Raw genomic sequence first — 23,312 nt, forward strand, 5'->3', positions numbered from 1 at the left:
GAGGTTGAGCATGCAGGCCTTAGAAGTTAAGAGCTTCCTTGAAGAAAAACTGCCGGGAACCCGGGTCGAAGTTGAAGGCGAAGGCTGCAACTTCCAGTTGAACGTGATCAGCGACGAGCTGGCCGGCCAGAGCCCGGTCAAGCGTCAGCAGGCGATCTATGCTCACCTGAATCCGTGGATCGCCAACGGCAGCATCCATGCGGTAACGATGAAATTTTTCAGCAGCGCAGCCTGGGCTGAGCGCACCTGAGCCAACGTTGGCGGCGAGATTGAAATGGACAAACTGATTATTACTGGCGGCGCGCGCCTCGACGGCGAGATCCGCATTTCCGGCGCGAAGAACGCCGCCCTGCCGATTCTGTCGGCCACGCTCCTGGCCGATGGCCCGGTCACCGTCGGCAACCTGCCACACCTGCACGACATCACCACCATGATCGAGCTGTTCGGGCGCATGGGCATCGAGCCTGTGATCGACGAGAAGCTGGCGGTGGAGATCGATCCGCGCACCATCAAGACGTTGGTTGCGCCCTACGAGCTGGTCAAGACCATGCGCGCCTCGATCCTGGTACTCGGCCCGATGGTCGCCCGCTTCGGCGAGGCCGAAGTCGCCTTGCCAGGTGGCTGCGCCATCGGTTCGCGTCCGGTCGACCTGCACATCCGTGGCCTTGAAGCCATGGGCGCGAAGATCGAAGTCGAAGGTGGTTACATCAAGGCCAAGGCCCCTGAAGGCGGCCTGCGTGGCGCGCACTTCTTCTTCGACACGGTCAGCGTGACCGGTACCGAGAACATCATGATGGCTGCTGCGCTCGCCAAGGGCCGCAGCGTGCTGCAGAACGCCGCGCGCGAGCCTGAAGTGGTCGACCTGGCCAACTTCCTGATTGCCATGGGTGCGAAGATCCAGGGCGCCGGTACCGACACCATCACCATCGATGGTGTCGAGCGCCTGCACTCGGCCAGCTACCGTGTGATGCCCGACCGTATCGAGACCGGTACCTACCTCGTCGCTGCTGCTGTTACCGGCGGCCGCGTCAAGGTCAAGGACACCGATCCGACCATCCTCGAAGCCGTTCTCGAGAAGCTCAAGGAAGCTGGCGCCGACATCACGACCGGTGAAGACTGGATCGAGCTGGACATGCACGGCAAGCGGCCCAAGGCCGTCAACCTGCGTACCGCGCCGTATCCGGCATTCCCGACCGACATGCAGGCACAGTTCATCTCCCTCAACGCCATTGCCGAAGGCACGGGCGCCGTGATCGAGACGATTTTCGAAAACCGCTTCATGCACGTGTACGAGATGCACCGCATGGGCGCGCAGATCCAGGTCGAGGGCAATACCGCCATCGTCACCGGGGTCAAGGCGCTCAAGGGTGCGCCCGTGATGGCTACCGACCTGCGCGCTTCGGCGAGCCTGGTACTGTCTGCGCTGGTCGCCGAAGGTGATACCCTGATCGACCGCATCTACCACATCGACCGTGGTTACGAGTGCATCGAGGAAAAACTGCAGATGCTGGGCGCGAAGATCCGTCGCGTACCGGGCTAGTCGCGCTCTCTGCCTGTGATCGGCACACGGACGTGCCAGCCGAATCGAACACGGCCAGGTCGATGACCTGGCCGGCTGTAGCCGCTTAAGGACCGACGTTGCAATGTTGACCATCGCGCTTTCCAAAGGCCGTATTCTCGACGATACCCTGCCGCTGCTGGCCGAGGCCGGTATCGTGCCGACCGAGAACCCGGACAAGAGCCGCAAGCTGATCATCCCCACCACGCAGGACGACGTGCGTCTGCTCATCGTGCGTGCCACCGACGTGCCGACCTACGTCGAGCATGGTGCCGCCGACCTGGGTGTGGCCGGCAAGGACGTGTTGATGGAATACGGCGGCCAAGGTCTGTACGAGCCGCTCGACCTGCAGATCGCCAAGTGCAAGCTGATGACCGCTGGCGTCGTTGGTGCACCCGAGCCCAAGGGGCGTCTGCGTGTGGCCACCAAGTTCGTCAACGTAGCCAAGCGCTATTACGCCGAACAAGGCCGCCAGGTCGACATCATCAAGCTCTATGGCTCCATGGAGCTGGCCCCGCTGATCAACCTCGCCGACAAGATCATCGACGTGGTGGACACCGGCAACACTCTGCGCGCCAATGGCCTCGAGCCACAGGAGCTGATCGCCACGATCAGTTCGCGCCTGGTGGTGAACAAGGCCTCCATGAAGATGCAGCACGCCCGTATCCAGAATCTCATCGACACCCTGCGCAAGGCTGTCGAATCGCGACACCGCGGCTGACTTCTGCGCGCGACCTTCGCTGTCGCGCCCGTCTATCCGCGTCATAGCCACTTTTCTCGGGTGCCCGCGCGGATGGACTGGTAGCCTAGGGCGCCTGAGCATTCGCCAATAAAACGAGGCCCTCGTCATGACCGTGTCCACTGCAATTGCCCGTCTCAACGCTGCTGATCCGGATTTCGCGCGACATCTGGATCATCTGCTGAGCTGGGAAAGCGTGTCCGATGACGCGGTCAACCAGCGGGTGCTCGACATCATCAAAGCCGTGCGCGAGCGTGGCGATGCGGCGCTGGTGGAGTTCACCCAGCGTTTCGATGGCGTTGACGCCAAGTCCATCGATGACCTGATCCTGGGTCGCGAGCGCCTGGAACTGGCCCTGACTCGGATCTCCGCAGCCCAGCGCGAGGCGCTGGAAACTGCCGCCAACCGCGTGCGCAGCTACCACGAACGACAGAAGCAGGATTCCTGGCAGTACACCGAAGCTGATGGCACCGTGCTCGGCCAGAAAGTCACCCCGCTCGATCGCGCAGGGCTGTACGTGCCTGGCGGCAAGGCGTCGTACCCGTCATCGGTACTGATGAATGCCATCCCCGCCAAGGTCGCCGGTGTCGGTGAGGTGGTCATGGTGGTGCCGACCCCGCGTGGAGAGATCAACGAGCTGGTGCTGGCTGCGGCCTGCATCGCCGGCGTCGATCGCGTGTTTACCGTCGGTGGCGCCCAGGCAGTCGCGGCGTTGGCCTACGGCACCGAGAGCGTGCCACAGGTCGACAAGATCGTCGGTCCCGGCAATATCTACGTAGCCACTGCCAAACGCCATGTGTTCGGTCAAGTCGGCATCGACATGATCGCCGGACCCTCGGAAATCCTCGTGGTATGTGATGGCCAGACCGACCCGGACTGGATCGCCATGGACCTGTTCTCCCAGGCCGAGCACGACGAAGATGCGCAGGCGATCCTGGTCAGCCCTGATGCGGCCTTCCTTGACCGCGTGGCGGCCAGCATCGACAAGCTGCTGCCCACCATGGAACGCGCCGAGATCATCGAGAAGTCGATCAACGGTCGAGGCGCCCTGATCCAGGTGCGTGACATGCAGCAGGCCATCGAGGTCGCCAACCGCATCGCCCCGGAACACCTCGAATTGTCGGTCGCCGACCCGCAGGCCTGGTTGCCGCAGATCCGCCATGCCGGCGCGATCTTCATGGGCCGCCACACCAGCGAGGCCCTGGGTGACTACTGTGCAGGCCCCAACCACGTGTTGCCCACATCCGGCACCGCACGGTTCTCCTCGCCGCTGGGGGTGTACGACTTCCAGAAGCGTTCGTCGATCATCTTCTGCTCCGAGCAGGGCGCATCCGAGCTCGGTCACACTGCATCCGTACTGGCCCGTGGCGAGTCGCTGACCGCCCACGCCCGTAGCGCCGAATACCGCATCCTCAAAGAGAAGGGGAACTGAACATGAGTCGATTCTGGAGCCCCTTCGTCAAGGACCTGGTGCCTTACGTGCCGGGTGAGCAGCCCAAGCTGGCTCGCCTGGTCAAGCTCAATACCAACGAAAACCCCTATGGGCCTTCGCCCAAGGCGTTGGAGGCCATGCGTGGCGAGCTGAGCGACAACCTGCGCCTGTACCCGGATCCGAACAGCGACCGGCTCAAGCAGGCTGTGGCTGATTACTACAAGGTCACCCCGCAGCAGGTCTTCGTCGGCAACGGTTCGGACGAAGTGCTGGCGCACATCTTCCACGGCCTGTTCCAGCACGGCGCGCCGCTGCTGTTCCCGGATATCAGCTACAGCTTCTATCCGGTGTACTGCGGCTTGTACGGTATCGACTTCGAGCAGGTGGCGCTGGACGAGCAGTTCCAGATCCGCATCGAGGACTACAACAAGCCCAATGCCGGGATCATCTTCCCCAACCCTAACGCACCGACTGGCTGCCTGCTGCCGCTCGAGGCCATCGAGCGATTGCTCCAGGCCAATCGCGACTCGGTGGTGGTCGTGGACGAAGCCTATATCGACTTTGGCGGCGAAACCGCGATCGCACTGGTGGACCGCTACGACAATTTGCTGGTGACCCAGACCCTGTCCAAGTCGCGCTCGCTGGCGGGTCTGCGGGTGGGGCTGGCAGTGGGGCATCCGGACCTGATCGAGGCACTGGAGCGGATCAAGAACAGCTTCAACTCCTATCCGCTCGATCGCATGGCGATCATCGGGGCGGCGGCAGCGTTCGAAGATCGCGCTTACTTCGACGAGACCTGCCGCAAGGTCATCGACAGCCGTGAGGCCCTGGTCGAGCAGTTGACGGCGCGGGGCTTCGAGGTACTGCCATCGGCGGCCAACTTCATCTTCGCCCGGCACCCGCAACAGGATGCGGCTGAACTGGCGGCGCGCCTGCGTGAGCAGGGGGTGATCGTGCGGCACTTCAAGCAGGCACGGATCGCGCAGTTCCTGAGGATTACCGTAGGCACGCCGGAGATGAACCAGGCGTTGATCGATGCGTTGAACGGGTAGTTCGCGTCGTTCCTGTCGCGGGGCAAGTCTGATCGCTGCATCGCCGCTCCGACTTGCCCCGCGATGCTTTTCAGCGCTATTGTTGCCGCTTGTAAATTCATCCGATGACTGGACGTTAGTATGTCCCTGTTGATCAAGCGCTCCCTGGTGGAGCAAGCCGTTGACCAATTGCGCGAGCGCATTGCCCAGGGCGCCTGGGCTGTAGGGCAGCGCCTGCCCACCGAGCCGGAACTGGCCCTGGAACTGGGCATCAGCCGCAATACCGTGCGTGAGGCCATGCGTGTGCTGGCCTTCAGTGGTCTGGTAGAAGTGCGCCAGGGCGACGGCAGCTATCTGCGCACCGCCCAAGACCCTTTGCAGGCAGTGCAGGCCATCTCGCGCTGCACGGTCGAGCAGGCCCGCGAGACCCGTTGCATCCTCGAAGCCGAGGCCATCGGCCTCGCCGCCCTGCGGCGCACCGACGATGATCTGCGCGACTTGCGCGAGGCCCTGGAGCGCAGCTGTGGGCACTTCCACGGCGATCTGGACACCTATGTGGCCTGTGACCTGGTGTTCCACCAGCGCCTGGTGGACGCTGCGCACAACCCCGCACTGAGCGAGTTGTACCGCTACTTTTCCAGCGTCGTCGCTGCAGCGGTGCAGCACAACATGAGTGCGCTTCCCCGCAGTCAACGCGTGTTCGACCTGCATGTGCAGATCCTCGACGCCATCGAACAACGCGACCCGGACGCGGCCAAGCGCCTGAGCCGGGCCCTCATCGAATCCTGAGCCCGAGTGCCCCATGCCTGAACAACTGACGTACAACCACTCCAAGCACGACCCTGAACTCGATGAGCTGCTGATCGATGCCGAGGCTGACGACGAACAGGTCCAGCAGCAGCCCGTGGTGCTGCGCCGACCTTGGTTGCTGTTGCTGGGGTTGGTACTGGTCGCGTTGAACCTGCGCCCGGCGCTGTCGAGCATGGCGCCGGTGCTGGGCCAGGTGTCCGAGGGGCTGGGGCTCAATGCTTCCGCGGCAGGTTTACTGACGACCTTGCCAGTCCTGTGCCTGGGCCTGTTCGCGCCGCTGGCGCCGATCCTGGCGCGTCGTTTTGGCAGCGAGCGGGTGATTCTGGGCATCCTCCTGACCCTGGCGCTGGGGATCCTGCTGCGCAGTGCACTCGGTGCGACCGGGGTATTCGTCGGCAGCCTGATCGCTGGTGCCAGCATCGGCATCATCGGCGTGCTGCTACCGGGCATCGTCAAGCGTGATTTCCCCGCTCATGCCGGCACCCTGACTGGCGTCTACACGATGGCCCTGTGCCTCGGCGCAGCGATGGCCGCGGGCAGCACCGTGCCCTTGAGCCAGTACTTCGGCGACAGTTGGGCCATGGGGCTGGGCTTCTGGCTGTTGCCCGCGCTGCTGGCGATGCTGGTGTGGGCGCCCCAGGCGCGCCAAGGGCATGGCGCGCACCAGGTGGCCTATCGGGTGCGGGGGCTGTGGCGCGATCGGCTGGCCTGGCAAGTGACGCTGTACATGGGGCTGCAGTCCTCGCTGGCCTACATCGTGTTCGGCTGGCTGCCGTCGATTCTCATCGGTCGTGGCCTGAGCCCCACGCAAGCCGGTCTGGTGCTTTCGGGGTCGGTGCTGGTGCAGTTGATCAGCTCGCTCAGTGCGCCCTGGCTGGCGACCCGCGGCAAGGATCAGCGGCTGGCGATCGTGGTGGTGATGCTGGTCACCCTCGGCGGCTTGTTCGGATGCCTGTATGCGCCGATCTCGGGGCTGTGGGGCTGGGCGGTGCTGCTGGGGCTGGGGCAAGGCGGTACTTTCGCCCTGGCCTTGACCCTGATCGTGCTGCGTTCGAAGGATTCGCACGTGGCGGCGAACTTGTCGAGCATGGCCCAGGGCGTCGGTTACACGCTAGCTTCGATGGGCCCGTTCGCGGTCGGACTGGTACATGACCTCACCGGTGGCTGGGCAGCGGTCGGTTGGATCTTCGCGGTGCTGGGGCTGGGGGCGATCGTCTTCGGTCTGGGGGCCGGGCGGGCGCTGCATGTGCAGGTCGTCAGCGAGCGGGTGTGAAACCGGTGCGACGCTGGATGCATTCATGGCGCAAATGACCATGGCGCGAAGGCGTGGCGCGGATTATCGTGCAGCTCTCGATTCCCTGGACGGACCTGCCCCATGAGCGACGCCAACAGCGCCCTGATCACCCGTTTTTATCAGGCCTTCCAGCGCCTGGACGCCGAGGCCATGGTGGCCTGCTACAGCGATGACATCGTTTTCAGCGATCCGGCATTCGGTACCTTGCGCGGCCAGGACGTGGGTGACATGTGGCGGATGCTGACCACCCGCGCCAAGGACTTCTCCCTGACCTTCGACAGCGTGCGCGCGGATGCGCGGGGTGGCAGTGCCCATTGGGTCGCCACCTACCTGTTCAGCCAGACCGGCCGTACCGTGGTCAATGATATCCAGGCTCGTTTCGTGTTCCGTGACGGCTTGATCTGTCAGCATGACGACAGTTTCGACCTGTGGCGTTGGTCGCGCCAAGCCCTGGGTACGCCCGGCTTGTTACTGGGGTGGAGCCCTCTGGTAAGAAACAAGGTCCGCCAGCAGGCCACCAAAGGCCTGCGGGCATTCCAGGCGCGCTGATCGCTTTTTCAGGACGTGGGAACCGCCTGTTCGTTACTGTGATAGCTGAAGGTGGCCTTGTCATGGGCCTCTTGCGGCATGCGGATGCGGATGATCGGGATGTAGGCGCCGTAGGTCTCGTACCAGTCCTTCTGGTCCGCCTGTGCTTGCTCGAGCGCCCCCCACATGCCTTCGATGTGGAAGAACGACTGGATCGGCAGTCTGTGGGATTGGTCCTCTTCCCAGGCTTGAACGATGACTTCATTCCAAGGGAATGGTAGTTCGGAGGCGAACATTCGCTGTGCCGTCAGGCTCTGGTAGAAGGCGTCGGCGCGCTCGCTCTTGCGGGTGTCACGCACATCGAATGCGCATTGGCGCTTGTAGTCCCCGGAGCGGCGGAACTCGTCGATCCAGGCGTGAGCGGTCGTGATGCCTTGCTCATGGCACAGGCGCTCGGTCGAGGTGGTTTGGCTGTTGTTGCCACACCCTTGTTGTTCGCGCGTCCAGGTATCGCCATCGGTTGGCCAGGCGCACAGCACCTGATAGCTGATCGACCCTGCCGGGCGCTGCATGCGCGGGTACAGGGTAAAGCCGCTGCGGGCATCGGCAGCCAGGCTTGTGATTGGCAGGTCGGTGCGCAGGTAGGAGAACGAGACGCCGCCTTTTTCCTTGTTGTTCGGGCTATGATGCCAGGTGTGATACTTGGGGGATGGTTTGGTCGCGCGGATCAGTACGCCCGAACAACCGTGGGCCGGAATGGCCGAACCCCCACAGTCAACCGGTGCAGCATCATAGTTTTCCTGCATCTGCGCAGCGGTTCGCTCGCCGAGGGACGCCTGGGCCAGGAATGGCGTTAGCAGCGCAACTGTGGCTAGTAGCCGGGAACATTTTTTCAACATGGTAGAGCCCTGGATATGGATGGGCTCTCCAAACTAATGACACTCAGGATCCCTGTGGCGAGTGAAGATATTCCCGAACGGGAGGCCAAGCCCTGGTACGTGTACCTCGTGCGGGCGGCCAATGGCTCGCTGTATTGCGGCATCAGTGACGATCCGCAGCGACGCTTCCAGAAGCATCAGAAAGGGCAGGGCGCGCGTTATTTCAAGACCAGCCCGGCGCAGGCGTTGGTCTATGTCGAGCAGTGGCCGGACAAAGGCGAAGCCCTGCGCCAGGAGCGGCTGGTGAAAAAGCTGCGCAAATCGGCGAAGGAGGCGCTGGTCGCCTCCTTCGCGCAGGGTGGGGCGACGGTCGAACTCAGTCCTTGCGGCGCTTGAGCTGATCGATCAGTTGTGTCGGAAGGCCCTTGATCACAAGGGTTCCGGCTTCTTCGTCATACTCGATCTTCGAGCCCAGCAGGTGGGCCTCGAAGCTGATCGACAGACCCTCGGCACGTCCAGTGAAACGGCGGAACTGGTTCAGGGTGCGTTTGTCCGCAGGAATTTCCGGCGACAGGCCATAGTCCTTGTTGCGGATGTGGTCGAAGAACGCCTTGGGGCGGTCTTCGTCGATCAGGCTCGACAGTTCCTCCAGGGTGATCGGCTCGCCCTGCTTGGTCTGGCTGGTGGCATAGTCAACCAGGGTCTGGGTCTTCTCGCGCGCTGCTTCCTCGGGCAGATCCTCGCTCTCGACGAAGTCGCTGAACGCCTTGAGCAGGGTTCGGGTTTCACCAGGGCCGTCGACACCTTCCTGACAGCCGATGAAATCGCGGAAGTAGTCCGACACCTTCTTGCCGTTCTTGCCCTTGATGAAGGAAATGTACTGCTTCGAGTGCTGATTGTTCTTCCACTCGGACAGGTTGATTCGCGCGGCCAGGTGCAGTTGCCCCAAGTCCAGGTGGCGTGACGGGGTGACGTCGAGTTCGGCGTTCACCGCCACACCTTCGCTGTGGTGCAGCAGGGCGATGACCAGATACTCGGTCATGCCTTGCTGATAATGGGCGAACAGCACATGACCGCCTGTGGACAGGTTCGACTCTTCCATCAGCTTCTGCAGGTGCTCGACTGCGATGCGGCTGAAGGTGGTGAAGTCCTTTTCCTCTTCTTGGTACTGCTTGAGCCAGCCACTGAGCGGGTAGGCGCCGGATTCTCCGTGGAAGAAGCCCCAGGCCTTGCCCTGTTTGGCGTTATAGCTGTCGTTGAGGTCGGCCAGGAGGTTCTCGATGGCGTCCGACGCCGCCAGTTCGGTGTCTCGCGCATGGAGCACGGCGGGGCTGCCGTCGGGCTTCTTGTCGATCAGGTGAACGATGCAATGACGGATTGGCATGGAATTCTCTGAAAGGATGGGCGGTGCGATACCGCGCTGCAAAGTGGCTCAGTTTACCGCAGGGCAGGGGTGATGCAGTGGCCAGATGTTGGCGGAAATGCCAGTTGTTCGTTTTTTGTTCAAAAATCTGCGCTTTTCGGGCAAACCCCCGAAAAACCTCAATAAAATCACGGTCGACAGCGGATATTTCCTGGTTCCTGTGTTAGCTTTGCGCCGTCTTGCGCCCCTTGGGGTGGCGCATTGCTGGCAGCTCGCTTGCGTCGTGTCGAACCAAACGCTGATTTTCGTATCTACATACGCGATTGGCGAGGCTCGCCGGACCTTCCGTGCAGGCCCGATAACGATGAAGCACGCTGCATACCTCTGATTTGATAGGGAAGGAACACCACCATGGCATTGACCAAAGACCAACTGATTGCCGACATCGCCGAAGCCATCGACGCACCGAAAACCACCGCGCGCAACGCTCTGGAGCAACTGGGCCAGATCGTCGCTGACCAACTGGAAAACGGCGCTGAAATCACCCTGCCAGGCATCGGCAAGCTGAAAGTCTCCGAGCGTCCTGCCCGCACTGGCCGTAACCCTTCGACTGGCGCTGCCATCGAAATCGCTGCCAAGAAAGTCGTCAAGTTCGTACCAGCCAAGGTCCTGAACGACGCCATCAACAAGTAATTGTCGATGCTTCATTGAAACCGCGCCCGGCTTGTCCGGGCGCGGTTTTTTCACGCCTGTGCCTTGCCTCGCGCGGCATGCCAGGCGCTGCGCATGGCGTCGTCCTGGAAGCTCCAGGCCACCATGCGGCTCTGTTTCTGGCCCTGGCCCATCTCTACGACGCGCTGGGCTTTCACGCCCGCTTTCTTGAGCGCCGCTTCGATCCCCGGCAGGTTGCTGACCTTGGACACCAGGCTGGTGAACCACAGCACCCGCTCGCCATACTGCGCACTTTCGTTCACCAGTTGGGTGACGAAGCGGATCTCGCCCCCCTCGCACCACAGCTCGTTGTTCTGCCCGCCGAAGTTCAGCACTGGCAACTTGCGGGTGGGATCCTGCTTGCCCAGATTCTTCCATTTGCGCTGGCTGCCACGGGTGGCTTCCTCGCGCGAGCCGTGGAAGGGCGGGTTGCACAGGGTCAGGTCGAAGCGCTCGTCGTCCTGCAGCAGACCGCTGAGGATGTGCTTGCGGTTGGCCTGCTGGCGCAGGGTGATGGCCTTGTTCAGGCCATTGGCCTGGACGATCGCCTTGGCCGAGGCCAGCGCCGTGGCGTCGATATCCGAGCCGAGAAAGCGCCAGCGGTAGTCGCTATGGCCGAGCAGCGGGTAGATGCAGTTGGCGCCGACGCCGACGTCCAGCGCGCGCACCTGGGCGCCGCGTGGGACCTGCCCGCCGTTGTCTTCGGCCAGCAGGTCGGCGAGCACGTGGATGTAGTCGGCGCGTCCTGGGATCGGCGGGCACAGGTAGTCCGCGGGGATGTCCCAGTGCTGGATGCCGTACTGGGCCTTTAGCAAGGCACGGTTGAACACGCGCACGGCCTCGGGGTTGGCGAAGTCGATGCTCGGTTTGCCGTGGGGGTTGGTGATGGTGAACCGGGCCAGGTCAGGATGGGCCTTGATCAGGCTGGGGAAGTCGTAGCGGCCCTGGTGGCGATTGCGCGGATGCAGGGTGGGTTTGTTCTGGGTCATGCTCGTGTCCGGTGTCGCTTGCACTGGCCAGAGGCCGCACGGCGGCCCATTCGCGGCCAAGGCCGCTCCCACAGGATAGTAGGGCTCTTTGAAGACAGCCCATTCCTGTGGGAGCGGCCTTGGCCGCGAACGAGGGCGAAGCCCTCGCCGGTCAGTTCAGCAATGTCAGGTTACAGCGCTGCAATCCGCGCATGCTGCTCGGTGAAGTTGGCCAGGGCCTGTTCGGACTCGGCCAGTTTGGCACGTTCCTTCTCGATCACCGCAGGCGGTGCCTTGTCGACGAAGGCGGCGTTGGACAGCTTGCCGCCTACACGCTGGACCTCACCCTGCAGGCGCTGGATTTCCTTGTTCAGGCGTGCAAGCTCAGCGTCCTTGTCGATCAGGCCGGCCATCGGTACCAGTACCTGCAGATCGCCTACCAGTGCGGTGGCCGACAGCGGCGCTTCGTCCTGCTCGCCGAGTACCGTGAAGGTCTCGACCTTGGCCAGCTTCTTGAGCAGCGCTTCGTTTTCCTGCAGGCGACGCTGGTCGTCGGCATTGGCGTTCTTCAGGAACAGCGGCAGGGGCTTGCCCGGACCGATGTTCATCTCGGCGCGGATGTTGCGCAGGCCGACCATCAGCTCCTTGAGCCATTCGATGTCGCCTTCGGCGCCGGCATCGATGCGGCTCTCATTGGCTACCGGCCAAGGCTGCAGCATGATGGTCTTGCCCTGAACGCCCGCCAGCGGCGCGATGCGCTGCCAGATCTCCTCGGTGATGAACGGCATGAACGGATGCGCCAGGCGCAGTACCACTTCCAGCACGCGGACCAGGGTACGGCGAGTACCGCGGGCGCGCTCGATGGGCGCATTTTCATCCCACAGTACCGGCTTGGACAGCTCCAGGTACCAGTCGCAGTACTGGTTCCAGACGAACTCGTACAACGCCTGGCTGGCCAGGTCGAAGCGGAACTGTTCGAGCTGGCGGGTCACTTCCGCTTCGGTGCGTTGCAGTTGCGAGATGATCCAGCGATCGGCCAGCGACAACTCGTAGGCCTCGCCGTTCTGGCCGCAGTCCTCGCCCTTGTCCAGCACGTAGCGGGCAGCGTTCCAGATCTTGTTGCAGAAGTTGCGGTAGCCTTCGACGCGGCCCATGTCGAACTTGATGTCACGGCCGGTGGAAGCCAGCGAGCAGAAGGTGAAGCGCAGGGCATCGGTGCCGTAGCTGGCGATACCCTCGGGGAATTCGGCCTTGGTCTGCTTGGCGATCTTCTCGGCGAGCTTGGGCTGCATCAGGCCGCTGGTACGTTTTTCCAGCAGCGCTTCGAGCGTGATGCCGTCGACGATGTCCAGCGGGTCGAGCACGTTGCCCTTGGACTTGGACATCTTCTGGCCTTGGCCATCGCGCACCAGGCCATGCACGTACACGGTCTTGAACGGGACCTGCGGGGTGCCATCCTCGTTCTTGATCAGGTGCATGGTCAGCATGATCATCCGGGCGACCCAGAAGAAGATGATGTCGAAGCCCGTGACCAGTACGTCGGTGGAGTGGAATTTCTTCAGGAACTCGGTCTGTTCCGGCCAGCCGAGCGTGGAGAAAGTCCACAGGCCCGAGCTGAACCAGGTGTCGAGCACGTCGTCGTCCTGGCGCAGGACCACATCGCTGCCCAGGCCGTGCTTGGTCCGCACTTCTTCCTCGTTGCGGCCGACATAGACCTGGCCGGCCTCGTCGTACCACGCCGGGATGCGGTGGCCCCACCACAGCTGGCGGCTGATGCACCAGTCCTGGATGTCGCGCATCCAGGAGAAGTACATGTTCTCGTACTGTTTCGGCACGAACTGGATGCGACCGTCTTCCACGGCGGCGATGGCTGGCTCGGCCAGCGGCTTGGTGGAGACGTACCACTGGTCGGTCAGCCACGGCTCGATGACGGTACCCGAGCGGTCGCCTTTCGGCACTTTCAGGGCGTGGTCATCGACGCTGACCAGCAGCCCCTGCGCGTCCAGGTCGGCAACCATTTGCTTGCGCGCCACGAAGCGGTCGAGGCCGGCGTACTGCGCAGGCAGCGAGGTGTCGAGGTTTTCGTTGACGCTGCCATCGAGGTTGAAGGCCTGGACCGCGGAAAGCACGGTGGCGTTCTTGTCGAAGATGTTCAGCAGCGGCAGGTTGTGGCGCTTGCCGACTTCATAGTCGTTGAAGTCGTGGGCCGGGGTGATTTTCACGCAGCCGGTACCGAACTCGGGATCGCAGTAGTCGTCGGCGATGATCGGGATGCGGCGTCCGACCAGCGGCAGCTCGACGAACTTGCCGATCAGCGCCTGGTAGCGTTCGTCGGTCGGGTTGACGGCAACGGCGACGTCACCGAGCAGGGTTTCCGGGCGGGTGGTGGCGACGACCAGGTGGTCCTTGCCTTCGGCCGTGGTGGCGCCATCGGCCAACGGGTAGCGCAGGTTCCACAGGTGGCCTTTCTCGTCGTGGTTTTCCACTTCGAGGTCGGAAATCGCGGTGTGCAGCTTGGTGTCCCAGTTGACCAGACGCTTGCCGCGATAGATCAGGCCGTCCTCATGCAGGCGCACGAAGGCTTCCTTGACGGCTTCGGACAGGCCGTCATCCATGGTGAAGCGTTCGCGGCTCCAGTCGACCGACGAACCCAGGCGACGGATCTGGCGGCTGATGTTGCCACCGGACTGATCCTTCCACTCCCAGACCTTCTCCAGGAACTTTTCGCGGCCCAGGTCGTGGCGGTTCTGGCCTTTCGCCTCGAGCTGGCGCTCCACCAGCATCTGCGTGGCGATGCCGGCGTGGTCGGTACCCGGCTGCCACAGGGTGTCGCGCCCCTGCATGCGGCGGAAGCGGATCAGGGCGTCCATGATCGCGTTGTTGAACCCATGACCCATGTGCAGGCTGCCGGTCACGTTCGGCGGTGGGATCATGATGGTGTAGGACTCGCCTGCACCTTGCGGGGCGAAATAGTTCTCGGACTCCCAGGTGTTGTACCAGGAAGTTTCGATGGCGTGCGGCTGGTAGGTCTTATCCATGCGCGGCGGGACCCTTAGGCATAAATACGGAAAAGCCGAAGAGTATACAACGGGCAGGGCGCAGGGGACATGGGATCGTTATATTGCACGACGATGGTGTGCTTTTCGCGTGCAAGCCCGCTCCCACAGGCACACCACAGTTCTCGAGGCTGTGGTGTGCCTGTGGGAGCGGGCTTGCCCGCGAAAAGGACGCCGCAAAAGGCGAGTGTTACTCGGAACGCTTGATCAACCGCTCCATCCGCGCCTCGAGGCGACGCTTGACCTCGGTCTCGATGTGCGGAACGAAGTCGTTGATCACATCTTGCATGATCGATTGCGCCGCAGCGCGCAGTTCGGTGTCCAGGTGCAGCAGGGTGTCCTGGCGGCGAGTCTGGACATCTTCTTCCGGCGTGCTGGCCTGGGCAGGTTCGACGGCGGTTGTCGCGTTGCCGGCCGGCTCATCGAGCAGCAGGGGAATCTGCTCGACCGTTTCGGTCAGCAGCGGCGGCTGCAGGTCGGCGTCGCCAAGCAACTGGCGGATCGACTCGAGATCGTCGAGCAGGTGGGCGGATTGTGTCAGTGAGGAGGGTTTGTCCATCGTCGTCAAAGTCGCTGTAAGCGGTGGTCTTGCAGAGCATAGCCCTGTTCGCGGTAGAAACGGAATCGCTCGCGGGCCAACTGGCGAATGGAGGCCTCTTCGACAACGATCTCGGCGACCCGCTCGAACTGGCCGACGAACCCTGGCACATCACCGCCCAGGTTGATCAGCAGGTCGCGGTGCTCGCCAGCAGTGTCGCCCAGGCCCAATGCGACCCTGGCATCGGCGTGTTGCTCGGCCAAGTCATGGGGCACGAAAGCCTCGCCCTTGAAATGCCACAGGCGTTCATCCAGGGCGTTTCGCTGTTCGTCGTCCTGGCAATGCAGGTAGACCCGGTGGCCGAGGCGCCAGGCCTTTTCGCACAGCTTGCAGGCGAAATCCAGCCGCGCCGACAGCGAGTCGGTGGGCAGGATGTAGAAATCGACTTTGCTCATGTTCGTTCAGCCCGGCCGGCGCCACTCGGGCGCCGGCACTGGTGTGTCAGACGCCCGCGCGATCCAGCAGGTACTGGGTCAGCAGCGGAACAGGACGGCCGGTGGCACCCTTGTCCTTGCCACCGCTGACCCATGCTGTACCGGCGATGTCCAGGTGCGCCCAGCTGTAGTTCTTGGTGAAGCGCGACAGGAAGCAGCCCGCGGTGATGGTGCCGGCTTTAGGGCCGCCGATGTTGGCGATGTCGGCGAACGGGCTGTCCAGTTGTTCCTGGTACTCGTCGAACAGCGGCAGTTGCCAGGCGCGGTCGTCGGCACGCTTGCCAGCGTCGAGCAACTGGCCGACCAGGTCGTCGCTGTTGCCCATCAGGCCCGAGGTGTGGCTGCCCAGGGCGACGATGCAGGCGCCGGTGAGGGTGGCGATGTCGATCACCGCCTGCGGTTTGAAGCGCTCGGCATAGGTCAGCGTGTCGCACAGCACCAGGCGGCCTTCGGCGTCGGTGTTGAGGATCTCGACGGTCTGCCCGCTCATGGTGGTGACGATGTCGCCCGGGCGGGTTGCGCCGCCGCTGGGCATGTTCTCGGCGCAGGCCAGCAGGCACACCAGGTTGATCGGCAACTGCAGCTCGAGCACCGCACGCAGGGTGCCGAACACGCTGGCAGCGCCGCCCATGTCGTACTTCATTTCATCCATGCCGGCACCGGGTTTGAGGCTGATGCCGCCGGTATCGAAGGTGATGCCCTTGCCGACCAGCACGAACGGCTTGTCGGTCTTCTTGGCGCCTTGGTATTGCATGACGATCAGGCGTGGCGGCTGGTCGCTGCCCTGGCCTACGGCGTAGAACGCGCCCATGCCCAGGTCCTTGATCTTCTTCTCGTCGAGTACTTCGACCTTGAGGCCCTTGTGCGCCTTGCCCAGTTCCTTGGCCTGCTCGGCGAGGAAGCTCGGGTGACAGATGTTCGGCGGCAGGTTGCCCAGGTCGCGGGTCAGGCTCATGCCGGTGGTGATGGCGGTGGCATGCTTGACCGCACGCTCGACGTCAGCCTGGCCGGCCTTGTCGGCGAGCAGGGTGACTTTCTTCAGGGCACGCGGTTCGGCCTTCTGGCTCTTGAAACGGTCGAACACGTAGCTGCCGTCGAGCAGGGTTTCGGCCAGCAGGCGATATTTGCCGTAATGACCGTCGCGGTTGGCTACTGCGATGTCGTCCAGCGCCAGCACGGCGTCACCGCCTGCCAGGTTGCGCAGCACCCCGGCAACGCTGGCGATCAGCTTGCGCCAGGCACGATCGCCCAGGGCTTCATCCTTGCCGCTGCCAACCAGCAGTACGCGCTCGGCCTTGAGGCCCGGCAGGCTCTGCAGCAGCAGGGTCTGGCCCGGCTTGCCGGCCAGGTCGCCGCGCTTGAGGATGGCGCTGATGGCGCCATCGGTCGCCTGATCAACGGCCTTGGCCACGGTGCCAAGCTTGCGGCCTTCGCCGACCGGCACGACCAGGGTGGCGGTTTTCACGGATGCTGCGGCTACGGTCTTTACAACCAGTTCCATGTCAGGTTCCCCGAATGATCTCTGTTGTTGGCCACTGCCGCAGGGTCAGTGCGACAGGCCTGGCCGCGTGCTTGCGTGCCAGTTGAAAAGCGGCCAGTTTGAGCCTGCCGCCGCCTTGCTGACAACCCCGGTCTATGCTTTTGCAGGGCAGCGCCTGCTTCAATGGCGGGGCTTTGTCGCACTTTTACGGTCATGACGTCCGCTGTCATGCGCCGCCAAGTGACAGGCGCGCCCAATCACAGGATAATGCGCGCACTTTTACATGGAGGTTCGCTTGAGGCGAACCGGCATAGGTCTTGGCTTTACTCAGTCATTGTCTGGCAATCCGCCCCTGACAACCCAGGAGTGTCTGGTTTGATCGTCTTTCGTTATCTGTCCCGCGAGGTCCTGGTGACCTTGAGCGCCGTCAGCGCAGTGCTGTTGGTGATCATCATGAGCGGGCGCTTCATCAAATACCTGGCCCAGGCGGCCCAGGGTGCGCTCGACCCGGGCGTGCTGTTCCTGATCATGGGCTTCCGTCTGCCAGGCTTCCTGCAACTGATCTTGCCGCTGGGCCTGTTCCTCGGCATCCTGCTGGCCTACGGGCGGCTGTATCTCGAAAGCGAGATGACCGTGCTCTCGGCCACCGGCATGAGTCAGCAGCGTCTGCTGACGCTGACGCTGGCGCCGGCTGCGCTGGTTGCGCTGGTGGTTGCCTGGCTGAGCTTGAGCCTGGCCCCCCAAGGTGTGGCCCAGGTGCAGAAGATCATCGCCCAGCAGGATGCCCTGACCGAGTTCGATACGCTCGTGCCGGGTCGTTTCCAGACCCTGCGCGACGGCACGCGTGTCACCTACACCGAGCGGATGTCCGACGACCGCGTCAACCTGGGCGGGGTGTTCATTTCCGAGAAGCGCTTCAACCAGGACAAGACCAAGGACCGCGCACCGTCGGTGCTGGTGGCGGAAAAAGGCCATCAGGAGGTGCAGCCTGATGGCAACCGCTACCTGATCCTGGAAAACGGTTACCGTTACGACGGCAACCCCGGCCAGGCCGACTATCGGGCGATCAAGTACGACACCTACGGTGTGCTGCTGCCCAAGCCTGAGGTCAGCGAGGAAGTCACCGAGCGTGAAGCCATCCCGACCACCGACCTGTTCGGGCATGACGGCCTGCGTGAGCGCGCCGAACTGCAATGGCGCCTGTCGCTGCCGCTGCTGGTATTCATCGTGACCCTGCTGGCCGTGCCGCTGGCCAAGGTCAACCCGCGCCAGGGCCGCTTCCTCAAGTTGCTGCCGGCGATCCTCCTGTACATGGCCTACCTGACGATGCTGATTTCCGTTCGCGGCGCCCTCGAGAAGGGCAAGTTGCCGATCTCCCTGGGCATCTGGTGGGTGCACGCGTTGTTCCTGCTCATCGGCCTGGCGCTGATGTACTGGGAGCCGCTGCGCCTGAAGATGGCCGCGCGCCGTGCGGGGGTGGCCCATGGTTAAGATCGACCGCTATATCGGCCAGAGCGTACTGCTGGCCATCCTGGCCGTGCTGGGGATCATCCTCGGCCTGGCCTCGCTGTTCGCCTTCATCGACGAGATGGGCGATTTGAGCGATACCTATACCCTGCTCGACGCCGGCAGCTACGTGCTGCTCACCGCGCCGCGTCGGCTGTATGACATGCTGCCGATGGCTGCGCTGATCGGCTGCCTGATCGGCCTGGGCAGCCTGGCCAGCAGCAGCGAGCTGACCATCATGCGTGCTGCGGGCGTGTCCATCGGTCGTATCGTCTGGGCAGTGATGAAGCCGATGCTGGTGCTGATGCTGGTCGGTCTGCTGATTGGCGAATACGTTGCACCGGTCACCGAGAACAAGGCCCAGGCCGAGCGCTCGCTGGCGCAGGGCGGTGGTGAGGCGCAAAGCTCCAAGCGCGGCATGTGGCACCGCCAGGGCGAAGAGTTCGTGCACATCAACTCGGTACAGCCCAACGGCTTGCTGCTCGGTGTGACCCGCTACCGTTTCGACGAACAACGCAAGATCGTCGCTTCCAGCTTCGCCCGCCGCGCGCTGTACCAGGATCAGCGCTGGGTGCTGCACGACGTCAGCACCACGTTCTTCCGTGGCGACCACACCGAAGTGGTGCAGGCACCGGAAGAAATCTGGGACGTGTCGGTGACGCCGGAATTGCTCAATACCGTGGTGCTGCCTCCCGAGTCGTTGTCGATCACCGGGTTGTGGGAATACATCCACTACCTGGCCGACCAGGGTTTGAACAACGCCCGTTACTGGCTGGCGTTCTGGACCAAGATCCTGCAACCCGCGGTGACCGCTGCACTGGTACTGATGGCGATTTCCTTCATCTTCGGTCCGCTGCGCTCGGTGACCCTGGGTCAGCGCGTGTTTACCGGCGTGCTGGTGGGCTTCGTGTTCCGCATCGCCCAGGACCTGCTGGGGCCGTCGAGCCAGGTGTTCGGTTTCCCGCCGCTGTTGGCGGTGGTGATTCCAGCCGGGATCTGCGCACTGGCCGGTGTGTGGTTGTTGCGTCGGGCAGGCTGATGAGCCAGGCGTGAATGAGACAGCCGACCCCAGGGTCGGCTTTTTTGTGGCTCGAAGTTGGCTTTATCGCAGTCCAGGGTCATTTCTTCTGCTTCGGAATCCGCACCAACTGGGTTTCCGAGTAGATGTCATGCCAGCTGCGCTTGCGCTTGTCGATCAACGACCAGATGAACCCCAGCCCCAGGCACAACCACGAAGCAATAGACACCACGAAGCGCAACAGCGCCTGCCACAAACTGATCGCGCTGCCGTCGGCATTCTGTACACGCACGCCCCACACCTGCATGCCCAGGGTCTGGCCGCCGTGGGTCCAGAACTTGGCGAAGAAGCCGAACAGGGCAAACAACAGGACGGTGGACAACAGCGGATCGCCATCGAGCGCGCCGGCATCGGTCAGCTCACGCATGCGGGCCTCGCCGATGATCGACATCTGCACCAACTTGTAGACACCTGCCGTGACGATCAGCAGGGCGGTGCACAGGAGGAAGTCATAGAACATTGCCGCCAGACGGCGCCCCAGGCCTGCGGGCGGAAAATCGCCCTGGGGGGTGAGAGAACGCTTGGACATGCAGGAGGGCTCCGGGTGGAAAGTCCTCATTCTATGAAATTGCAGGCACAAAAAAGCCCCTGCGCGTCAACGCAGGGGCTTTTTCACAGAAATCAGCCTTCTGCTTTTACTTCGTCAGCCTGCATGCCTTTCTGGCCCTGCACTGCAACGAAGGTGACTTTCTGGCCTTCTTTCAGGCTCTTGAAGCCGTTGCCTTGGATGGCGCGGAAGTGAACGAACAGATCCGGACCGCTCTCTGGGGTGATGAAGCCGTAACCTTTCTCGTCATTGAACCACTTGACGGTACCGTTCTGACGCTCAGCCATTTTCTTATTTCCTATGAATCTTTAGATAGTGATTTCAGTTTCTTTCGCATTACACGGCGAAAGAGTACTGGGCTGGGTTGCAGGAAAGTAAGAGACGTCGAACGGGTTGTAGCAAATTGCGGCTACTGGCCCAGGTCACGAACTGTTGCGACCCATGCAAACACAGTGAGAAGACTCTACGCCAACTCCAGCGACAAAAACAAGCCCCGCACGGCGCAGGGATCAAGGCTTTTGCCGATTACCGACAAAATTGTCGGAAACGGCATGGCGCCTGGCCTGGCGCCATGTTCAAAAGTTATTGCGCAGGTTCGTAATCGAATAAGCGCGCTGTTGTGAGATTGCTTTCAACCTCGGTAGTAACGTTGCGCCACGAAAGGCATTTTGCTGACTTTCAGGGCAACTTGTTTGCCGCGCACGACCGCAAACAACGGCGTTTCCAGCGCGGCATGTTCGTTATCGACATACCCCATTGCCACGGGGGCGCCGAGGGTCGGGCCGAAACCACCGCTGCACACCTTGCCGACCGGCGTGCCGTGCGCATCGACAATCTCGGCGCCCTCGCGAACCGGCGTGCGTTCCTGTGGCAGCAGGCCCACGCGTTTGCGGCTCACGCCCTGCTGCTGTTGGGCAAATACGCGGGTGGCGCCCGGGAAACCACCGGCCCGTGCTCCGTCGGCGCGACGAACCTTGGAGATCGCCCACAACAGGCTGGCCTCGATCGGCGTAGTCTCGGTGTCCATGTCGTGGCCGTACAGGCACAGGCCGGCTTCCAGGCGCAGCGAGTCGCGGGCACCCAGGCCGATCGGCTGCACCTCAGGCTCGGCCAGCAGGCGTCGAGCCAGGGCTTCGGCAGCAGTGGCCGGTACCGAGATTTCGTAGCCGTCCTCGCCGGTGTAGCCCGAGCGGCTGACGAAGCAGTCCTCCCCCAGCAACTGCAGTGGGCGGAACTGCATGAAGGTCATGCCGGCCACTTCCGGCGCCAGGCGCTCCAGCACCTTGACCGCAGCCGGGCCCTGCAAGGCGAGCAGGGCGCGCTCCTCGAACAAAGGCTGGATCTCGCAGCGCTGGCCGATGTGCTTTTGCAGGTGAGCCAGGTCCTGATCCTTGCAGGCGGCATTGACCACCAGGAACAGTGTGTCGTCGCCCAGGTTGGCCACCATCAGGTCGTCGAGGATGCCTCCTTGCTCATTGGTGAACATGGCGTAGCGCTGCATGCCCACCGGCAGGTCGATGATGTCTACTGGCACCAGGCTTTCCAAAGCCTTGGCCGCGTCGCTGCCACGCAGCACGATCTGGCCCATGTGCGACACATCGAACAGACCGGCCTGCTCGCGGGTATGCAGGTGTTCCTTGAGCACCCCCAACGGATACTGCACGGGCATGTCGAAGCCTGCGAACGGCACCATGCGCGCGCCCAGCTCCAGGTGAAGGGCGTGCAGCGGGGTCTTGAGCAACGTATCGGACATCGGTAACTCCTTGGTTTTTGTTCGGGTCAACATTCGATGATGTTGACGGCCAGACCGCCGCGGGCGGTCTCCTTGTACTTGCTTTTCATGTCGGCGCCGGTCTGGCGCATGGTGCGGATGACCTTGTCGAGCGAGACGAAGTGCTGCCCGTCGCCGCGCAGGGCCATGCGCACGGCGTTGATCGCCTTGACCGAGCCCATGGCGTTGCGCTCGATGCAGGGCACCTGGACCAGCCCACCGATCGGGTCGCAGGTCAGGCCCAGGTTGTGTTCCATGCCGATCTCGGCGGCGTTCTCCACCTGTTGCGGGGTGCCGCCCATGACTTCGCAGAGGGCGCCCGCCGCCATCGAGCACGCCACCCCCACTTCGCCCTGGCAGCCGACCTCGGCGCCGGAAATCGAGGCGTTCTCCTTGTAGAGGATGCCGATGGCGGCCGCGGTGAGCAGAAAACGCACCACGCCGTCTTCGCTGGCGCCGGGAACGAAACGCATGTAGTAGTGCAGCACCGCCGGGACGATACCCGCCGCGCCGTTGGTCGGGGCGGTGACGACGCGTCCGCCATAGGCGTTTTCCTCGTTGACCGCCAGGGCGTAGAGGTTGACCCAATCGAGTACCGACAGCGCATCGCGCAGGCTGGCTTCCGGGTGTCGGCTGAGCTGGCGGTGCAAGGCAGGGGCGCGGCGCTTGACCTTGAGGCCGCCCGGCAGGATGCCCTCGTGGCGACAGCCCGCTTCGACGCAATCCTGCATGACCTGCCAGATGCGCAGCAGGCCGGCTCGGGTTTCCTGTTCGGGGCGCCAGGCCGCTTCGTTGGCGAGCATCACCTGGCTGAACGACAGGTGCTGCTCGACGCAATGGCCGAGCAGTTGCCTGGCCGTCGTGAAGGGGTAAGGCAGGGCGGTGTTGTCTTCGACGATGCGGTCCTGGCCGGCTGCGTCCTGGTCGACGACGAAGCCGCCGCCCACCGAGTAGTACTCGCGGCTGCGGATCTGCAGCCCGGCAGCATCGAAGGCACGGAAGATCATGCCATTGGGGTGGTAGTCCAATGGCTTGCGGATCATCGCCAGGTGCTGTTTCTCGACGAAGTCGATCCGGTGTTCGCCAAGCAGGTGCAGGTGACCGCTGGCGCGGATTGCCTGCAGGCGTTCGGGGATGGATTCGGTGTCGACGGTGTCGGGGTGTTCCCCCTCGAGCCCCAGGAGCACAGCCTTGTCGCTGCCGTGACCCTTGCCGGTCGCACCGAGCGAGCCGTAGAGCTCGGCCTTGACGCTGGCTGTGCTGGCCAGCAGGCCATCGCGGCGCAAGCCCTCGGCGAAGCGCGCGGCGGCACGCATCGGGCCGACCGTGTGCGAACTGGAGGGGCCGATGCCGATCTTGAACAGGTCGAAGACGCTCAAAGACATGATGACCTCCTGCCAGGTGGGTTGGGCAGATGCTGAACCCTGTGGGAGCGGGGGGGGGCGCGCCCGCGGGGGGGGGGGGCCCCACACCGGAGCGCGCCCGCCCCCCCCCCCCCCCGCCCCAACCCCACCAAACCGGCGCGGGGCC

Annotated in this window: 24 protein-coding genes; 13 read left to right on the forward strand and 11 right to left on the reverse strand. The window is 63.3% G+C overall.

Annotation, left to right across the window (positions count from 1 at the left end; translation table 11 throughout):
- Positions 1-10: 10 nt before the first annotated feature.
- The 8 genes from ACNFHO_RS16995 to ACNFHO_RS17030 all read left to right on the forward strand — a co-directional run bounded on the left by ACNFHO_RS16995 (position 11) and on the right by ACNFHO_RS17030 (position 7,413).
- Entirely contained in the window at positions 11-250 is a 240-nt protein-coding gene (locus tag ACNFHO_RS16995) for a BolA family protein (RefSeq protein ID WP_054894370.1), read from the forward strand.
- Positions 251-274: 24 nt separating this feature from the next.
- Positions 275-1,540 carry a UDP-N-acetylglucosamine 1-carboxyvinyltransferase gene (murA, locus tag ACNFHO_RS17000; RefSeq protein WP_065863244.1) on the forward strand — a complete coding sequence of 422 codons (1,266 nt, stop codon included), beginning with the start codon at positions 275-277 and terminating at the stop codon, positions 1,538-1,540.
- Positions 1,541-1,643: 103 nt separating this feature from the next.
- On the forward strand, positions 1,644-2,279 hold the full coding sequence (gene hisG, locus ACNFHO_RS17005; protein ID WP_063543179.1) for an ATP phosphoribosyltransferase: 636 nt from the start codon (positions 1,644-1,646) through the stop codon (positions 2,277-2,279).
- Between the two features lie 127 nt (positions 2,280-2,406).
- Positions 2,407-3,729 (forward strand): histidinol dehydrogenase, encoded by a 1,323-nt coding sequence (gene hisD / locus ACNFHO_RS17010; protein WP_416766907.1) that lies wholly within the window; start codon positions 2,407-2,409, stop codon positions 3,727-3,729.
- 2 nt (positions 3,730-3,731) lie between these two features.
- On the forward strand, positions 3,732-4,781 hold the full coding sequence (gene hisC / locus ACNFHO_RS17015) for a histidinol-phosphate transaminase (protein ID WP_063543181.1): 1,050 nt from the start codon (positions 3,732-3,734) through the stop codon (positions 4,779-4,781).
- Positions 4,782-4,901: 120 nt separating this feature from the next.
- Positions 4,902-5,549 carry a FadR/GntR family transcriptional regulator gene (locus ACNFHO_RS17020; RefSeq protein ID WP_054894365.1) on the forward strand — a complete coding sequence of 216 codons (648 nt, stop codon included), beginning with the start codon at positions 4,902-4,904 and terminating at the stop codon, positions 5,547-5,549.
- Between the two features lie 13 nt (positions 5,550-5,562).
- Positions 5,563-6,843, forward strand: coding sequence for a CynX/NimT family MFS transporter (locus ACNFHO_RS17025; protein WP_125930670.1), 1,281 nt, complete (start codon positions 5,563-5,565; stop codon positions 6,841-6,843).
- A gap of 102 nt (positions 6,844-6,945) precedes the next feature.
- A complete protein-coding gene (locus ACNFHO_RS17030; RefSeq protein ID WP_063543187.1) occupies positions 6,946-7,413 on the forward strand; it encodes a nuclear transport factor 2 family protein in 468 nt (155 codons plus the stop codon).
- A gap of 8 nt (positions 7,414-7,421) precedes the next feature.
- On the opposite strand, the gene ACNFHO_RS17035 is transcribed toward ACNFHO_RS17030, so the two are convergent.
- Positions 7,422-8,198: a hypothetical protein gene (locus tag ACNFHO_RS17035; RefSeq protein ID WP_063543189.1), complete on the reverse strand. Its 777-nt coding sequence runs from the start codon at positions 8,196-8,198 to the stop codon at positions 7,422-7,424.
- Between the two features lie 129 nt (positions 8,199-8,327).
- Between ACNFHO_RS17035 and ACNFHO_RS17040 the strand changes: the two genes are divergently transcribed.
- Positions 8,328-8,666, forward strand: coding sequence for a GIY-YIG nuclease family protein (locus ACNFHO_RS17040; protein ID WP_054894361.1), 339 nt, complete (start codon positions 8,328-8,330; stop codon positions 8,664-8,666).
- Here ACNFHO_RS17040 and yejK read toward each other — a convergent pair.
- Positions 8,647-9,654 carry a nucleoid-associated protein YejK gene (gene yejK, locus ACNFHO_RS17045; protein WP_063543191.1) on the reverse strand — a complete coding sequence of 336 codons (1,008 nt, stop codon included), beginning with the start codon at positions 9,652-9,654 and terminating at the stop codon, positions 8,647-8,649. The genes ACNFHO_RS17040 and yejK overlap by 20 nt on opposite strands.
- An 85-nt stretch (positions 9,655-9,739) precedes the next feature.
- Between yejK and ACNFHO_RS17050 the strand changes: the two genes are divergently transcribed.
- Together ACNFHO_RS17050 and ACNFHO_RS17055 are read left to right on the forward strand one after the other, a co-directional pair.
- Positions 9,740-10,021: a hypothetical protein gene (locus tag ACNFHO_RS17050; protein ID WP_155738192.1), complete on the forward strand. Its 282-nt coding sequence runs from the start codon at positions 9,740-9,742 to the stop codon at positions 10,019-10,021.
- Between the two features lie 23 nt (positions 10,022-10,044).
- Positions 10,045-10,326: an HU family DNA-binding protein gene (locus tag ACNFHO_RS17055; protein WP_054894359.1), complete on the forward strand. Its 282-nt coding sequence runs from the start codon at positions 10,045-10,047 to the stop codon at positions 10,324-10,326.
- Positions 10,327-10,376: 50 nt separating this feature from the next.
- On the opposite strand, the gene rlmF is transcribed toward ACNFHO_RS17055, so the two are convergent.
- The 5 genes from rlmF to ACNFHO_RS17080 form a co-directional block, all read right to left on the reverse strand.
- Positions 10,377-11,333: a 23S rRNA (adenine(1618)-N(6))-methyltransferase RlmF gene (gene rlmF, locus ACNFHO_RS17060; protein WP_063543193.1), complete on the reverse strand. Its 957-nt coding sequence runs from the start codon at positions 11,331-11,333 to the stop codon at positions 10,377-10,379.
- A gap of 170 nt (positions 11,334-11,503) precedes the next feature.
- Positions 11,504-14,350, reverse strand: a complete 2,847-nt coding sequence (locus ACNFHO_RS17065) for a valine--tRNA ligase (RefSeq protein ID WP_416766908.1) — start codon at positions 14,348-14,350, stop codon at positions 11,504-11,506.
- Positions 14,351-14,558: 208 nt separating this feature from the next.
- Positions 14,559-14,927: a DNA polymerase III subunit chi gene (locus ACNFHO_RS17070; RefSeq protein ID WP_416766909.1), complete on the reverse strand. Its 369-nt coding sequence runs from the start codon at positions 14,925-14,927 to the stop codon at positions 14,559-14,561.
- A gap of 5 nt (positions 14,928-14,932) precedes the next feature.
- The gene (locus tag ACNFHO_RS17075; protein ID WP_054895503.1) at positions 14,933-15,361 is read right to left on the reverse strand and encodes a DNA polymerase III subunit chi; all 429 of its coding nucleotides are present in this window, start codon (positions 15,359-15,361) and stop codon (positions 14,933-14,935) included.
- Positions 15,362-15,407: 46 nt separating this feature from the next.
- Positions 15,408-16,901: a leucyl aminopeptidase gene (locus tag ACNFHO_RS17080; protein WP_063543199.1), complete on the reverse strand. Its 1,494-nt coding sequence runs from the start codon at positions 16,899-16,901 to the stop codon at positions 15,408-15,410.
- A gap of 354 nt (positions 16,902-17,255) precedes the next feature.
- On the opposite strand from ACNFHO_RS17080, the gene lptF reads away from it, so the two are divergent.
- Positions 17,256-18,371 (forward strand): LPS export ABC transporter permease LptF, encoded by a 1,116-nt coding sequence (gene lptF, locus ACNFHO_RS17085; protein ID WP_063543201.1) that lies wholly within the window; start codon positions 17,256-17,258, stop codon positions 18,369-18,371.
- On the forward strand, positions 18,364-19,425 hold the full coding sequence (gene lptG, locus ACNFHO_RS17090) for an LPS export ABC transporter permease LptG (RefSeq protein ID WP_054895506.1): 1,062 nt from the start codon (positions 18,364-18,366) through the stop codon (positions 19,423-19,425). The genes lptF and lptG overlap by 8 nt, the downstream gene beginning before the upstream one ends.
- A 79-nt stretch (positions 19,426-19,504) precedes the next feature.
- On the opposite strand, the gene ACNFHO_RS17095 is transcribed toward lptG, so the two are convergent.
- The 4 genes from ACNFHO_RS17095 to ACNFHO_RS17110 all read right to left on the reverse strand — a co-directional run bounded on the left by ACNFHO_RS17095 (position 19,505) and on the right by ACNFHO_RS17110 (position 23,167).
- Positions 19,505-19,993, reverse strand: a complete 489-nt coding sequence (locus ACNFHO_RS17095) for an RDD family protein (protein WP_054895507.1) — start codon at positions 19,991-19,993, stop codon at positions 19,505-19,507.
- A 92-nt stretch (positions 19,994-20,085) separates the two neighbouring features.
- Entirely contained in the window at positions 20,086-20,298 is a 213-nt protein-coding gene (locus ACNFHO_RS17100) for a cold-shock protein (protein ID WP_416766910.1), read from the reverse strand.
- Between the two features lie 344 nt (positions 20,299-20,642).
- Positions 20,643-21,764 (reverse strand): glycine cleavage system aminomethyltransferase GcvT, encoded by a 1,122-nt coding sequence (gcvT, locus tag ACNFHO_RS17105; protein WP_125930665.1) that lies wholly within the window; start codon positions 21,762-21,764, stop codon positions 20,643-20,645.
- Positions 21,765-21,790: 26 nt separating this feature from the next.
- The gene (locus ACNFHO_RS17110) at positions 21,791-23,167 is read right to left on the reverse strand and encodes an L-serine ammonia-lyase (protein WP_054895509.1); all 1,377 of its coding nucleotides are present in this window, start codon (positions 23,165-23,167) and stop codon (positions 21,791-21,793) included.
- Positions 23,168-23,312: the final 145 nt, after the last annotated feature.

It is taken from the genome of Pseudomonas sp. NY15374, from assembly GCF_048068255.1.
GTDB lineage: Bacteria > Pseudomonadota > Gammaproteobacteria > Pseudomonadales > Pseudomonadaceae > Aquipseudomonas > Aquipseudomonas machongensis.

What these genes read in the sequence shown, in the direction of transcription:
- ACNFHO_RS16995 (WP_054894370.1), top strand. Translation starts at nt 11, where the DNA reads ATGCAGGCCTTAGAAGTTAAGAGCTTCCTTGAAGAAAAACTGCCGGGA.
- murA (WP_065863244.1), top strand. Translation starts at nt 275, where the DNA reads ATGGACAAACTGATTATTACTGGCGGCGCGCGCCTCGACGGCGAGATC.
- hisG (WP_063543179.1), top strand. Translation starts at nt 1,644, where the DNA reads ATGTTGACCATCGCGCTTTCCAAAGGCCGTATTCTCGACGATACCCTG.
- hisD (WP_416766907.1), top strand. Translation starts at nt 2,407, where the DNA reads ATGACCGTGTCCACTGCAATTGCCCGTCTCAACGCTGCTGATCCGGAT.
- hisC (WP_063543181.1), top strand. Translation starts at nt 3,732, where the DNA reads ATGAGTCGATTCTGGAGCCCCTTCGTCAAGGACCTGGTGCCTTACGTG.
- ACNFHO_RS17020 (WP_054894365.1), top strand. Translation starts at nt 4,902, where the DNA reads ATGTCCCTGTTGATCAAGCGCTCCCTGGTGGAGCAAGCCGTTGACCAA.
- ACNFHO_RS17025 (WP_125930670.1), top strand. Translation starts at nt 5,563, where the DNA reads ATGCCTGAACAACTGACGTACAACCACTCCAAGCACGACCCTGAACTC.
- ACNFHO_RS17030 (WP_063543187.1), top strand. Translation starts at nt 6,946, where the DNA reads ATGAGCGACGCCAACAGCGCCCTGATCACCCGTTTTTATCAGGCCTTC.
- ACNFHO_RS17035 (WP_063543189.1), bottom strand. Translation starts at nt 8,198, where the DNA reads ATGCAGGAAAACTATGATGCTGCACCGGTTGACTGTGGGGGTTCGGCC.
- ACNFHO_RS17040 (WP_054894361.1), top strand. Translation starts at nt 8,328, where the DNA reads ATGACACTCAGGATCCCTGTGGCGAGTGAAGATATTCCCGAACGGGAG.
- yejK (WP_063543191.1), bottom strand. Translation starts at nt 9,654, where the DNA reads ATGCCAATCCGTCATTGCATCGTTCACCTGATCGACAAGAAGCCCGAC.
- ACNFHO_RS17050 (WP_155738192.1), top strand. Translation starts at nt 9,740, where the DNA reads ATGTTGGCGGAAATGCCAGTTGTTCGTTTTTTGTTCAAAAATCTGCGC.
- ACNFHO_RS17055 (WP_054894359.1), top strand. Translation starts at nt 10,045, where the DNA reads ATGGCATTGACCAAAGACCAACTGATTGCCGACATCGCCGAAGCCATC.
- rlmF (WP_063543193.1), bottom strand. Translation starts at nt 11,333, where the DNA reads ATGACCCAGAACAAACCCACCCTGCATCCGCGCAATCGCCACCAGGGC.
- ACNFHO_RS17065 (WP_416766908.1), bottom strand. Translation starts at nt 14,350, where the DNA reads ATGGATAAGACCTACCAGCCGCACGCCATCGAAACTTCCTGGTACAAC.
- ACNFHO_RS17070 (WP_416766909.1), bottom strand. Translation starts at nt 14,927, where the DNA reads ATGGACAAACCCTCCTCACTGACACAATCCGCCCACCTGCTCGACGAT.
- ACNFHO_RS17075 (WP_054895503.1), bottom strand. Translation starts at nt 15,361, where the DNA reads ATGAGCAAAGTCGATTTCTACATCCTGCCCACCGACTCGCTGTCGGCG.
- ACNFHO_RS17080 (WP_063543199.1), bottom strand. Translation starts at nt 16,901, where the DNA reads ATGGAACTGGTTGTAAAGACCGTAGCCGCAGCATCCGTGAAAACCGCC.
- lptG (WP_054895506.1), top strand. Translation starts at nt 18,364, where the DNA reads ATGGTTAAGATCGACCGCTATATCGGCCAGAGCGTACTGCTGGCCATC.
- ACNFHO_RS17095 (WP_054895507.1), bottom strand. Translation starts at nt 19,993, where the DNA reads ATGTCCAAGCGTTCTCTCACCCCCCAGGGCGATTTTCCGCCCGCAGGC.
- ACNFHO_RS17100 (WP_416766910.1), bottom strand. Translation starts at nt 20,298, where the DNA reads ATGGCTGAGCGTCAGAACGGTACCGTCAAGTGGTTCAATGACGAGAAA.
- gcvT (WP_125930665.1), bottom strand. Translation starts at nt 21,764, where the DNA reads ATGTCCGATACGTTGCTCAAGACCCCGCTGCACGCCCTTCACCTGGAG.
- ACNFHO_RS17110 (WP_054895509.1), bottom strand. Translation starts at nt 23,167, where the DNA reads ATGTCTTTGAGCGTCTTCGACCTGTTCAAGATCGGCATCGGCCCCTCC.